This is a genomic window from Acidovorax sp. FW305-C-20-28 (genome assembly GCF_058783375.1).
In genome coordinates this window covers 1-12,889 of the sequence record NZ_JBYSYM010000036.1, presented here as the reverse complement: position 1 = coordinate 12,889, position 12,889 = coordinate 1, and the positions used below count along the sequence as shown (strand labels likewise).

The following is a 12,889-nucleotide window of genomic DNA, read 5'->3' as shown; positions in this document are numbered from 1 at the left end:
GCACCCAGACTGCACGCGCCAGGCCGGCCCAGCCTGCGCGGGCAGACGCGGCCTGAAACGGCCCAGATGTAACAACGGCCATCGCCAAAAGGCGGGTGAATTCGCCTCTTTTTGGGCATTCCTTTCGGGCGCCATCCGCCCACAATAAGGGCCATGAAAGCCCTGCCCTCGCCCTTTTCGGCCGCCCCCTTGCGCACCCTGTGGCTCATGGCCCTCGCCGTGGCCCTGGTCTGCGCCACCTGGCCGGCGCATGCGCTGCGCATCAAGGAAATCGCGGCGGTGCAGGGCGTGCGCACCAACCAGTTGACTGGCTATGGCCTGGTGGTGGGCCTGGACGGCACGGGCGACCAGACCACCCAGATGCCCTACACCACGCAGGCCATGTCCAACTACCTGCAGCAGATGGGCATCAGCCTGCCCCCCGGCACGGCCTCGCAGCTGCAGCTCAAGAACGTTGCCGCCGTGATCGTCACGGCCCAGTTGCCCGCGTTCGCACAGCCCGGCCAGCAAATCGACGTCAACGTCTCCTCCATGGGCAATTCCAAGTCGCTCAAGGGCGGCATGCTCATGGTCACGCCTCTGCGCGGCGCCGATGGCGAGATCTACGCCCTGGCCCAGGGCAACCTGGTGGTCGGCGGTGCCGGCGCCTCCTCCGGTGGCAGCAAGGTGCAGATCAACCACCTGGCCGCCGGCCGCATCCCCCTGGGTGCCCAGGTCGAGCGCTCCGTGCCCACGCCCCTCAACGAGGGCGACACCATCAGCCTCGGGCTCAACGCCTCCGACTTCCAGACCGCGCGCCGCGTGGCCCAGGCCATCAACAGCCGCCTGGGCAACGGTCTAGCCACGGCCCTGGACGGCCGCACGGTGCAGGTGCGCGCGCCCAGCGATCCCGGTGCCCGCGTCGGCTTCATCGCGGACCTGGAAGAGCTGCCGCTGGAGATGGCCGCCCCGGCCGCCAAGGTGGTGATCAATGCCCGCACCGGCTCCATCGTGCTCAACCAGGCCGTGACCCTGGGGCCCTGCGCCATTGCGCACGGCAACCTGTCCATCACCATCAGCTCGCGCCCGGTCATCAGCCAGCCCAACCCGCTGTCGCAAGGGCAGACCGTGGTCACGCAGCAAAGCGACATCAAGATCAACCAGGAGCCGGGCAACATCATCCAGATGCCGCCCTCGCCGCAACTGGCCGACGTGGTGCGCGCCCTGAACACGCTGGGCGCCACGCCGGGTGACCTCCTGGCCATCCTGCAGGCCATCAAGGCCGCCGGCGCCCTGAACGCCGAGCTCGAAGTGATCTGACCATGGCCCTCACGCTGCCTTCGTCTTCCACCACCAGCGCGTCCAATGCGCTGGCGGCCGACGTTCGCTCGCTCAATGCGCTCAAGTACGAGGCCGGCGCCAACAACCCCCAGGCCACGAAAGAGGCGGCCAAGCAGTTCGAGTCCCTGTTCATGCGCGAGCTCATCAAGAGCATGCGCGAGGCCACCATGAAGTCGGGCCTGCTGGACAGTGCCGGGGGCAACCTGGGCACCGACCTGCTCGACCAGCAGCTGTCGGTGCAGATGGCCGGCCAGCCCGGTGGCCTGTCCGAGGCCATCGCGCGCCAGCTCTCGCGCCAGATGGGCGGCCCCGATCCGACCTTCTCCGTGCCTTCCACCCTCAGCCTGTCGCAGGTCCAGCGCACAACGGCGGCCCGGGTCGCACCCGGCTCCACCGGCACCGAGGCCGTGGGCCAGGCCCCGAAGGGCCGCGATGGTTTCGTGCAACACCTGAGCGGCACGGCCGAGAAGGTGTCGCAGGAAAGCGGCATCCCGGCCAGCTTCATGCTCGGCCAGGCCGGCCACGAGACCGGCTGGGGCAAGAGCGAGATCAAGAACGCCGACGGCAGCAATTCCTTCAACCTGTTCGGCATCAAGGCCGGCAAGGGCTGGACCGGCAAGGTTGCCGAGGTCACGACCACCGAGTACATCAACGGCACGCCGCGCAAGGTGGTGGCCAAGTTCCGCGCCTACGACTCGTACGAGGATTCGTTCCGCGACTACGCGCGCCTCATCAAGGAAAGCCCGCGCTACGCAAAGGCGGAGTCCGTGGCGCAGTCCGGCTCGGCCATGGACTATGCCTCCGCGCTGCAGAAGGCGGGCTATGCCACCGACCCCGAGTACGCCCGCAAGCTCAGCGGCGCCATCAACAGTGTGCAGCGCGCGCAGCAGCAGCGTGCGCAGGCGTGAGAACACGAGGTAGACCATGAGCCTGCTCAACGTCGGCGCCCGCGCCCTGCTCGCCAACCAGGTGGCCCTGCAGACCGCCGGCAACAACATTGCCAACGTCAACACGCCCGGCTATTCACGCCAGACCGTGGTGCTGCAGACCGTGCAGGGCCAGTTCACGGGCGGCGGCTACATCGGCCAGGGTGTGGACGTGCAGACCATTTTGCGCAACCAGAGCGAGCTGCTCACGCGCCAGTCGGCCGCCGCCGGCTCGGTGCAGAGCGGCGACATCGTGCGCGCCGAGCGCCTGCGCCAGCTGCAGGAGGTGTTCAGCGGCGGGGCCACGGGCCTGGGCGCGGCCATCAACGACATGATGAACGCGTTCTCGGACGTGGTCAGTGCCCCCACCGACATCACGGCCCGCACGCTGGTGCTCACGCGCATCGACGAGACCGCCTCGCGCATGCGCTCCGCCGCCGAGCGCGTCGACGAGATCGAGTACACGGTCAAGGAGCAACTGCAAAGCAGCATCACCGCGATCAACAGCCTGGCAGGGCAGATCGCCGCCGTGAATGAACAGATCGCGCGCGCCAAAGGCAACGGCCAGACGCCCAATGACCTGCTGGACAACCGCGATCAACTGATCCGCGAGATGAACCAGTACGTGCAGACCACGCAGATTCCTGCGGACGATGGCACGGTCGGCCTGTTCGTGGGCGGCAGCCAGCCCCTGGTGCTGGGCACCACCCCGTCGCAGGTGTCGGTGGACGATGCGACGCAGTTTCCCGGCAGCGGCCAGCTCAAGCTGTTCTTCAACCGCCCGGGCTCGCCGGCCATCGCGGTGGACGAGAACATGCTCGGCGGCGGCTCGGTCTCGGGGCTGCTGCGCTTCAACAACACCGACCTGTCGGAAAGCCGCAATCTGCTCGGGCGCATGGCCATGGCCATCGGCATGACCTTGAACGAGCAGCACAAGCTCGGCCTGACGCTGGACGGCCAGGTGGGCAAGGACCTGTTCAGCATTCCCACGAGCATGCCGGGCCTGACCAACGGCGCCGGCGTGGGCACGGTGACCTTCAGCGACCCCACCAAGTTCGCCGCCTCCGACTACGAGATCCGCTTCACCACCGGCACGGCCGGCCAGGTGGTGCGCCTGTCCGACGGCAAGGCCACGGCCTTCACCGATGCCGCCAACCTGGCCACCCTGGACATCGATGGACTGACCTTCAACCTCACGACACCGGGCGTGCCGGGCGACCGCATGCTGTTCCAGCCGTTCAATACGGCCGGCGCCAACATCAATGCGCTGGTGTACTCGCCCCGTGACCTGGCCGCCGCCAACCCGATCAACGCCGCCATGGGAACGACCAATGGCGGCACCCTGCAGCTGGCCGGGCTCAAGGCCACCGACACGCTGGTCACCCCGCCGATCCCGGGCGGCGTGACCCTGACCTTCACGGCGGGACCGCCCACGACCTACGCCGTGAACGGCTCGACCACCCCCCCTTCGGGCACGGCAGGCATCCCCTACACCTCGGGGTCCACCATCACCATCGACGGCTGGGAGATCAAGCTGCAGGGCTCGCCCAAGACCGGCGATACCGTGCGGGTCGGCAATGCGCTGGACCCCCAGTACGGCGACAACTACACGCGCAATGCCGGCAACGCCACCGCGCTGATGAACCTGCGCGACGTGAAGATGTTCGACGAATCGACGCTCGCCGATGGCTATTCCGGCCTGATGGCCCAGGTGGGCACGCGCACGCAAAGCGCCACCTTCGCCGCCGAGCTGTCCACGACCATTGCCGCCAACCTGGAGCGTGACCGCACGGCGGTCTCGGGCGTGAACCTCGACGAGGAGGCCGCCAAGCTGATCCAATACCAGCAGGCTTACCAGGCTTCCGCCAAAATGCTGCAGATTGCGCAAAGCATCTTCGACACCCTCATCCAGGGGTTGACGCGATGACCCTCCCCCCCCTGAGTCGCTTCGCGCCTTCCCCCCAGGGGGACGCCCCCGGTGCGGCGGGGCGGCCCTTGCACGGGGGCACTGGCTTGTGCCGCGCCGGTTTCGTGCTTTGCGCGTGGCGCGCCGTGCCATGGATAACTGAAATGATCACCTTGGGATACAGGTTCAGGAGTTCGACATGAGCAATACCCTCTACCGCCTTGGCACCGCCAACATGTACGACAACGCGCTGCGCAACCTGGGCGCGCGCCAGACCAACCTGTCCAACCTGCAGGAAAACCTGACCTCGGGCAAGCGCGTCGTGCGCGCCAGCGACGACCCCGTGTCGGCCGCGCAGGCCGAGCGCGCGCTGACCCGCCTCACCCGCATCCAGACCGAGCAACGCGCGCTGGAGACCCAGCGCAACGCCGTCGCGCAGGCCGAGTCCGCGCTGGGCGACGCCATCAGCCTGGTGCAGAACGCCCGTGAGCTGATGGTCAATGCCGGCAGTGCCACCCTGACCAGCAACGACCGCGCCACCATTGCCAACCAGTTGCAGGGCTTGCGCGAGCAACTGCTGGAGGTGTCCAACCGCAAGGACACCAACGGCCTGCCGCTGCTCGGCGCCCTGGGCAGCGCACTCGCTCCGTTCCTGGGCCCGCTGTCCACGTCGCCGGACTACCTGTTCAACGGTCAACCCGGGCAGTCGAGCAGCACGGGGACCTCCATCCCCAACATGCTGGATGGCGAATTCGCCTTCATGTTCCAGCCGCAGCGCGATGGGGCCTACAACGTGCAGGTGAACCCCGCCACGATCAACAACAACCAGCAGCTGACCACCACGGGCGTCAAGCCGGTGGACCTGAGCCTGGTGACCGGGAACAACTACTCCATCACCTTCAGTGCGGTGGGCCCGGGCGCGACCACGGGCACCACCACCGCGACCTACACCATCACCAACACCACGACCGGCGTGGTCTCGGCCCCCGTTGTGGTTCCCGACTACCCGACCGACAAGCCCGTGACCATCTCGGTGACCGGCATCCCGGGGCTGACCTTCGACATCAAGGGCAACCCCGCCAACGGCGACGCCATCACCCTGCAGCCCACGGCCAGCGTGTTCAGCACCCTGGACAGCGCGATCCGCGACATCCGCGGCGCCGTCAACAGCAACGCGGCCACCCAGGCCGTAGGCCAGGCCCTGACCAACGTGGACATCGGCCTCGAACGCCTGAGCAATATGCGCAGCTATGCGGGCGAGCTGCTCAACCGCGCCGACCGCATCACGGGCGACCAGGAAAAGCGCTCGATCCAGCTCGAGGGCGACCGCTCGCGCGCCGAGGATCTGGATATGATCAAGGGCATTTCAGACTTCCAGAACCAGCAGGTGGGCTACGAGGCAGCACTCAAGTCCTATGCCCAGGTGCAGAAGCTGTCCTTGTTCAATTTCATCAGTTAAGCGGGCCTGCCCCGAGCCGCACTCCCGGGCGGGGGCCGGCCCCCAACGAGACAACGCCTGAGAGCCCATGGTCCAATCCGTCCTCGGCAGCCTGATCCTGGGGTACCGCCCCCTGTGGAACCGCGCCCGCAAGCTGGCTGCCATCCAGCTCTACGTCCAGAACGAATCCCCCGCCGCCCTGGTCGAGACCGGCCACCTGCTGCGCACGCTGCAGGAGCTGTGGTCCGCGAGTTCGCCCCCCCTGCTGCTCTCGCCCCAGACCCACCAGGTGCTGGCCGACATGCTCGAGCATGCCCCCCGCGGCGCCCCGTGGATCGAGGTGCGCGGCGACTGGCTGCAGGACTCGGGCGTCTATACCCTGGTGAAGGCCGCGCACCAGCGCGGCTTGAAGCTGGTCTGGCGTGGCAACATCGGCCAGCTGCCCGAGCCCGCCGTGGCCCAGTGCTTCGACAACAGCCTGCTGAGCCTGACGCCGGCCGACGCGGTGGCAACCCTGCAGGCCAACCCCCGTCCCGGCAGCCCGGCAGCCCGCACGCCCCCCCGGGCCGTGAGCCCCATCCTGGCCGGGCAGATGTACGAGAACATCCCCAGCCGTGCCCTGATGGAGCATTGCCTGGACAAGCACAACGCCCTGGCCCTGGCCGGCTGGCCCACGGAAGACGTGCTCTACAGCATGCGCCACACGCCGCAGCAGCCCTCGCACGCCGTGATCGCCAAGCTGCAGAAGGCCATCGACGCGGAGCAGTCGCTCGAAACCTTCGAGGACATCATGGGCGAGGACCCGCTCCTGGCCTACCGCTTCATGGTCTACACCAACTCGGCGTCGCTGGGCCTGCGCACCGGCATCGACTCGCTGCGCCGCGGGCTGGTGATGATGGGCTACGGGTCCATCAACCGCTGGCTGTCGGACCAGTTGCCCCATTCCAACACCGACCCCAACATGCAGCCCGTGCGCGAATCCATGGTGCTGCGCGCCACGCTCATGACCCAACTGCTGGATGCCGGCATCGAGAACGAACTGCGCCGCGAGATCTACCTGTGCGGCCTGCTCTCGCAGATCGACGAGCTGATGCAGGAGCCCCTGGCCAACATCCTCAGGCGCATCCCGCTGTCCGAGCGCATCTACGACGCCACCGTGCTGCAGACCGGCCCCTACGCCCCCAGCCTGCAGATGGCCTGTGCACTGGAGACCGGGGACGCAAGCGCCATCCGCCACCTGTGCGAAACCTACGAGATGGACCTGGAAGAGGTCAACCGCGGCCTGCTGCGCGTGCTGTCTGATCTCGAGGTGCAGCGCTAGCGCTGCCAGCGGCTACAGCAGCGGCGAGAACAAGCGCGCCGTGGCATCGCCCAGTCGCGGCAGGAAGGCCTGGCGGCGGCGCGTGGGCACGGCCCGGGCACGCCGCATGTCGGCCTCGAACTGGCGCGCCAACGGCAGGGCCAACGCCGGTCCGTAGACCACGGCACAGACCTCGAAGTTGAGCCGGAAGCTGCGGTTGTCGAAATTGGCCGTGCCGATGAAGGCGCAGTTGCCGTCCACCAGCATGGTCTTGGAATGCAGCATGCCGGCCGTGTACTCCCAGACCTTGACGCCGGCCGCGATCAACTCGTCGAAGTAGGAGCGCGCGGCCGCGCTGACCACGAAGGAATCGCTGCGCCGGGGCACGATCAGGCGCACATCCACCCCGCGCAGTGCGGCGCTGGTCAGTGCCATGAGCGCGGGCTCCCCCGGCACGAAGTACGGCGTGGTGAGCCACACGCGCTCGGTGGCCATGTGGATGGCCGCCACATACATGCGGTGGATGGCCTCGTTGGCATTGTCCGGCCCCGAGGTCAGGATCTGCACCGGGTGGTCGCCCGGTTCGGTGGCGGGCAGCAGGTGGCGGCTTTCGCGCGCCACGGCCGCCGGGCCTTCGCCCGTGGTGTAGACCCAGTCCTCCATGAAGGTCATCTGCAGCAGGCGCACGGCCCCGCCCTCGATGCGCAGGTGCACATCGTGGTAGGCATCGCGCCGCGCGCGCGGGTCTTCTTCGTCGGTGATGTTGATGCCGCCGGTGAACCCGACCACGCCATCGCAGACCACGATCTTGCGGTGGGTGCGGAAGTTGATCACGGGGCGCACGCGCCGGCCGATGCGCGAGGCATGGAAGAACGCCACCTGCACGCCCGCATCGAGCAGCGGAGCGAGGAATCGCCGGCCCAGCCGCTTGGAGCCCAGGGCATCGACCAGCAGCCGCACGATCACGCCCTCGCGCGCCTTGGCCACCAGCAGGTCGCGCAGGGCCGTGCCGATGCCATCGGGCTCGTAGATGTAGTACTCCAGGTGCACATGGTGGCGCGCTGCGCGGATGGCGTCGAAGATCGCATCGAAGGTCTCTGCCCCGTCGACCAGCAGGTCCACCCGCACCGCGGTGGATACGCGCAGGTCGCAACTGGCCTCGCCCAGCAGCACCAGCTGGCGCAGGGCCTCGGGCGCTGCGGCCGCCGTCTCGCGCAGGCTGGCGAAATCGGCATGGGCATACAGCGCCGACTGGCTGCGCATGCGCTTCAAGCGCTGCTTGCGCAGGCGCTGCGGGCCGAAGAAATAGTAGATGACATAGCCCACGAAAGGCAGCAGCGCCATCGACAGGATCCAGCTGAGCGTGGACACCGGAGGGCGCTTTTGCAGCACGATCCAGACCGCCAGCACGGCGATGTACAGGCTCCAGGTGACGGAGATCGCCGTCAGCAGGCCTTCGTGCCCGCCGGGAAAGAACTGCACCAGGGACTGCAGGCCCTCGGTCATTGCGGCCCAGCGCCCTTGTACGTCCATGGTTCCTTCGCGGTAGTGGGATCAGACCGCGATTGTAGGCAGCCGCGGTGACACCCCAGGGTCAGCGGCTCTGTTTCACAACCCGCTCGAAGGTGCGCCAGAACGCAGCGTCCTGCGTGGTCGCAAAATTGATGCGCATGAGGGTGCTGGGCTTGCGCTCGGCATGGAACAGTGCCCCCGGGGCCAGCAGGTAGCCCTCGTCGAGCATACGCTGCGACAGGGCATCGGTGTCCACACCGGTGTCCACCCAGCCGAACAGGCCCACGGGGTCGGCCGCGAAGGTGCAACCCGCGCTGAGCGCGAGCTTGACGCTGCGCGCCCGCGCCGCATCGAGCCGGGTGCGGATGCGCTCGGCATGCCGGCGCAGCTGGCCCTGCTCAATGCACAGCGCCAGCGCTTTTTCGAGCAGGGCGGGCGTGGTCAGCGTGGCCAGCAGCTTGGTGTCGAGCAACTGCTCGACCAGGCCCTGCGGTGCGGCCAGGAAGCCGATGCGCCAGTTGGGCGCGAGGATCTTGGCAAAGCCGCTCACGTAGATGGTGCGCTGCAGGCCATCGAGGGCCGTGAGCCGTGTGGCGTGTTCCGGCGCGATGTGGCTGTAGGTATCGTCCTCGACGATGTGGAAGTTGTGCTGGTTGGCCAGTTGCAGGATGCGGTGCGCACTGCCCGGCGACAGGCAGTAGCCCGTGGGGTTGTGGAACACGCTCACGCTCACATAGAGCTTGGGCTTGTGCACCTCGCAGTAGCGCGCCATCACCTCCAGATCGGGGCCGTCGGCGCGCCGCGGCACGGGCAGGATGTGCATGCCCAGGGCCGCCAGGCGCGCGAACTCCACGGCCCAGCCAGGCTCCTCCACCATCACCGGATCGCCCGGGCGCAGCAGGGTGCGGCTCACGATGTCCAGGGCATGCGTGGCCCCCACGGTGGTCAGGATGTTCTCGGGCCCCGTGTGCACGTTCAGGCTGGCCAGCTTCTTGACCAGCAGGCGGCGCAGTCCGCCGTCGCCCAGCGGCTCGCCGTACTGCAGCGAGTATTCCTGCAGCGCGCGGGTGCTCGTGACCTTGCGCACGGCGGCGGGCATGAAGGTCGACTCCAGCCACTGCGGCGGCAGCACGCCCATGCCGGGCTGGGGCTTGTCGCTGATCTTGTGGAACATGCCCCTGATCAGCGCCGTGGCATTCACCGGCGGCGAGCCGCGCGCCGCCCCGCGCGCGGCGAACCAGTGGGCTGTGGTCCAGTTGCCGGCCGCCACCTCCATCGCCGCGGACTCCCCGGCCTTCACGGCCTCGGCGCCCACGGGGGCCACTTCGCGCACGAAAAAGCCGCGGTTCTTGCGCGCCTCGACCAGCCCCTGCGCCAGCAGTTGGTCATACGCCGCCACGACGGTGGAGGGGCTGACACCATGCTGCAGCGCGCACTGGCGCACCGAGGGCAGGCGCGCCCCGGGCGCCAGCAGGCGGTTGCGGATGCGTTCACCAAAACGGGCCGAGAGCTGCTCGGTGAGCGACTGGGTGGGGGTCTTCATCAACATGGGCGAAATCCGGTGTACTGCCAAGGCGGCCAATACAGATGACCAACTGACCTGCTGTACTGTACTGGTCGTGTACTGGCGCCCAAGATTACAGTGAAGGCCAGACGCTGACAAGCCCACGAATTCCGAACCCGCCCCATGACCGCCGCCGAACTCACTGCCCTGCTGGTCTTCTGCACCGCGATGAGCTTTTCGCCGGGCCCCAACACGACCCTGTCCACGGCCCTGGCGGCCAACCTCGGGCTGCGCCGGGCGCTGAATTTCTGCGTGGCCGTGCCCACGGGCTGGACGCTGCTGATGCTGGTGAGCGGCCTGGGCCTGGGCGCCCTGATCACGGGCGTGCCGGCCCTGCGCATGGCCGTGACCCTGCTGGGCGTGGCCTACATGCTGTGGCTGGCCTGGAAGCTCAGCCGCGCGGGCCAGATGACCCAGGTGGACAGCACGCGCCTGTCGGTGACCTTCTGGCAGGGGGTGGGCCTGCAGTTCGTGAACATCAAGGCCTGGATGCTGGCGCTCACGCTCAGCGCGGGCTGGGTGGTGAACGCCGCGGGCCAGCCTTCGAGCAATCCCGGCGAGCGCCTGGCCATCATCTGCGGGGTGATGATGGTGTTCGCGTTCACCAGCAATTTCGTCTATGCCCTGGTGGGTTCGCTGCTGCGCCAGTGGCTGGCACAGGGCACGCGCCTGCTCTGGTTCAACCGCGCGCTGGCCTTGGTGCTGGTGGCCACGGCGGCCTGGATGCTCACGCTATGAACCGCAGCCAGGAACGCGAAGCCCTGGTCTGGGGCCTGGTGGGCGTCACGCTGTTTGCCGCCACCTTGCCGATGACGCGCCTGGCGGTCGGCTCCACCGATGCGCCGCAGCTGTCCCCCTGGTTCGTCACCTTCGGCCGGGCGGCCGTGGCCGGGCTGCTGTCGCTGGCCTACCTGGGCTGGCAGCACGCCCAAGGGCGCCTGCGGGTTCCCGTGCGCTCGCAGTGGCCGGTGCTCGGCGTCACGGCCTTCGGTGTCATCGTCGGCTTTCCGCTGTTCCTGGCGCTGGCCCTGCGCTACGTGCCCAGCACCCATGGCGCCGTGGTCACGGCCCTGCTGCCCTTGTCCACGGCCGTGCTCGGTGCACTGTGGTACCGGCAACGCCCCTCGGCCGGCTTCTGGGCCTGCGCCGTGCTGGGCAGCGGCCTGGTGCTGGCCTTCATGGCCTGGCGCGCGGGCGGCTTCTACCTGGGTGCGGCCAACCTCTACCTCATCGTCGCCATGACGACCGGCGCCCTGGGCTACATCGGCGGTGCGCGGCTCACGCCCAGCCTGGGGGCTGAGCAGGTGATCTGCTGGGTGCTGGCCTGCTCCCTGCCGCTGACCCTGCCCGTGACCTGGTGGTTCGCGCCGGCCACGCCTGCAGCCATCGGCCCCATGGCCTGGGTCGGCTTCGCCTATGTGGCCCTGTTCTCGATGTGGATCGGCTTTTTCGCCTGGTACCGCGCCCTGGCCCTGGGTGCCGTGCGGGTCAGCCAGATCCAGCTGATCCAGCCCTTTTTGAGCCTGCTGTTCGCCGTGCCGCTGGTGGGCGAGCGCCTGGACCTGGCCACCGCCGCCTTCGCGCTCGCCGTGATCGCCACGGTGTTCGTGGGCAAGAAGATGCCGATCCACCAAGGAAGCCCTGCATGAGCCCCGAACAACGCCTGGCCGACCTGGGCTTGGCCCTGCCCACCGTCACGGCACCCCGCGGCAACTTCGACGCCTGGGTGCTCGATGGCCACACCCTGTACCTGTCGGGCAAGGGATCGCCCTTGCGCGAGGACATGGACAGCGTGCCCAAGGTGGGGCGCGAGATCAGCACCGCCCAGGCGCGCGGGCATGCCCGCGAGGTGGGCCTGCACCTGATCGCCACCATGCAACAGGCCCTCGGAGACCTGTCCCGCGTGCAGCGGGTGGTCAAGGTGCTGGGCATGGTGAACGCCACGCCCGATTTCATGCAGTACACCGAGGTGGTCAACGGCTGCTCGGACCTGCTGGTCGAGGTGTTCGGCGAGGCCGGCCGCCATGCGCGCTCCGCCGTGGGCGTGGGCTCGCTGCCGCGCGGTTTTGCGGTGGAGATCGAGGCCATCGTGCGCGTGAAAGACTGATACGCCATGCAAATCAACAACATCCCCTTCGCCGCCACCGACTGGAGCACGGTCGAGCGCGTGGAAAAGAGCGCCCAGGCCGGCCAGGCCTTCTGGCAGACGCTGCAGTACGGCGACCTGCGCGTGCGCAAGGTCGAATACACCCCGGGCTATGTGTCCGACCACTGGTGCCGCAAGGGCCATGTGCTGCTGTGCCTGGCGGGCGAATTGCACACCGAACTGGAGGATGGCCGGCAGTTCACCCTGACGCCCGGCATGAGCTACCAGGTGGCGGACAATGCCGAGGCGCACCGCTCGACCGCGCCCAAGGGCGCCACGCTGTTCATCGTGGACTGAAGGGCAAGGGCTCTCGCGCTATGAAATACTCGGTGGAACAAGGACTTGCGCGGCTCCCGGGGCCGAACGGGGAGCGTTTTGCCGAACTGATCGCGCATGGATCCATGCGCACGGAACTGTATGCATCGCGCGGGCACGACCCGCAGCAACCGCACGCCCAGGATGAGCTGTACTTCATCCACAGCGGGCGGGGACAATTCGTGCAGGGGCAGGAGCGGCACCGCTTTGCGCCTGGCGATGCGTTTTTCGTACCGGCGGGACAACCCCACCGCTTTGAAGATTTTTCTGACGACTTTGCAACGTGGGTGGTCTTAAAGAACCTGTTCACAATTTATTCGGGGTCGCGCAAGTGCCTTGCCGGGATGGGATGCAAGGCGCGGTGCGCAGTTGATAGCCCGGCTATCAACAAGCGCCGCAACGCCGCAGACCCCCCGGCAAGGCACTTGCCCGAAGGGTTGGGGCGAAATCGGGCGATTGGAC

Annotated in this window: 12 protein-coding genes; 10 read left to right on the top strand and 2 right to left on the bottom strand. The window is 68.0% G+C overall.

All coding sequences use genetic code 11. From position 1 onward, the window contains the following. Positions 1-144: 144 nt before the first annotated feature. The 5 genes from AC3WOH_RS29200 (at position 145) to AC3WOH_RS29180 (ending at position 6,911) form a co-directional block, all read left to right on the top strand. The gene (locus tag AC3WOH_RS29200; RefSeq protein ID WP_492232850.1) at positions 145-1,299 is read left to right on the top strand and encodes a flagellar basal body P-ring protein FlgI; all 1,155 of its coding nucleotides are present in this window, start codon (positions 145-147) and stop codon (positions 1,297-1,299) included. A 2-nt stretch (positions 1,300-1,301) separates the two neighbouring features. After that, entirely contained in the window at positions 1,302-2,228 is a 927-nt protein-coding gene (gene flgJ / locus AC3WOH_RS29195) for a flagellar assembly peptidoglycan hydrolase FlgJ (protein ID WP_492232807.1), read from the top strand. A 16-nt stretch (positions 2,229-2,244) separates the two neighbouring features. After that, positions 2,245-4,173, top strand: coding sequence for a flagellar hook-associated protein FlgK (gene flgK, locus AC3WOH_RS29190; protein WP_492232806.1), 1,929 nt, complete (start codon positions 2,245-2,247; stop codon positions 4,171-4,173). A 178-nt stretch (positions 4,174-4,351) separates the two neighbouring features. Beyond that, the gene (gene flgL, locus AC3WOH_RS29185) at positions 4,352-5,611 is read left to right on the top strand and encodes a flagellar hook-associated protein FlgL (RefSeq protein WP_492232805.1); all 1,260 of its coding nucleotides are present in this window, start codon (positions 4,352-4,354) and stop codon (positions 5,609-5,611) included. Between the two features lie 67 nt (positions 5,612-5,678). Continuing rightward, positions 5,679-6,911: an HDOD domain-containing protein gene (locus tag AC3WOH_RS29180; protein WP_492232804.1), complete on the top strand. Its 1,233-nt coding sequence runs from the start codon at positions 5,679-5,681 to the stop codon at positions 6,909-6,911. Between the two features lie 12 nt (positions 6,912-6,923). Here the strand turns inward: AC3WOH_RS29180 and cls are convergent, their stop codons facing one another. Both cls and AC3WOH_RS29170 read right to left on the bottom strand, forming a co-directional pair. Continuing rightward, a complete protein-coding gene (gene cls / locus AC3WOH_RS29175) occupies positions 6,924-8,396 on the bottom strand; it encodes a cardiolipin synthase (RefSeq protein ID WP_492232849.1) in 1,473 nt (490 codons plus the stop codon). A gap of 88 nt (positions 8,397-8,484) precedes the next feature. Continuing rightward, positions 8,485-9,951, bottom strand: a complete 1,467-nt coding sequence (locus AC3WOH_RS29170; RefSeq protein ID WP_492232803.1) for an aminotransferase-like domain-containing protein — start codon at positions 9,949-9,951, stop codon at positions 8,485-8,487. Between the two features lie 138 nt (positions 9,952-10,089). On the opposite strand from AC3WOH_RS29170, the gene AC3WOH_RS29165 reads away from it, so the two are divergent. From AC3WOH_RS29165 to AC3WOH_RS29145, 5 genes are all read left to right on the top strand, one after another. Next, a complete protein-coding gene (locus AC3WOH_RS29165) occupies positions 10,090-10,704 on the top strand; it encodes a LysE family translocator (protein WP_492232802.1) in 615 nt (204 codons plus the stop codon). Beyond that, the gene (locus AC3WOH_RS29160) at positions 10,701-11,615 is read left to right on the top strand and encodes a DMT family transporter (RefSeq protein ID WP_492232801.1); all 915 of its coding nucleotides are present in this window, start codon (positions 10,701-10,703) and stop codon (positions 11,613-11,615) included. Before AC3WOH_RS29165 ends, AC3WOH_RS29160 begins: the two co-directional genes overlap by 4 nt. Then, positions 11,612-12,073, top strand: a complete 462-nt coding sequence (locus AC3WOH_RS29155; protein WP_492232800.1) for a RidA family protein — start codon at positions 11,612-11,614, stop codon at positions 12,071-12,073. The genes AC3WOH_RS29160 and AC3WOH_RS29155 overlap by 4 nt, the downstream gene beginning before the upstream one ends. 6 nt (positions 12,074-12,079) lie before the next feature. Then, positions 12,080-12,409 (top strand): DHCW motif cupin fold protein, encoded by a 330-nt coding sequence (locus AC3WOH_RS29150; RefSeq protein WP_492232799.1) that lies wholly within the window; start codon positions 12,080-12,082, stop codon positions 12,407-12,409. 20 nt (positions 12,410-12,429) lie between these two features. Continuing rightward, on the top strand, positions 12,430-12,889 hold a 460-nt coding region (locus AC3WOH_RS29145; protein WP_492232798.1), incomplete at its 3' end, for a cupin domain-containing protein.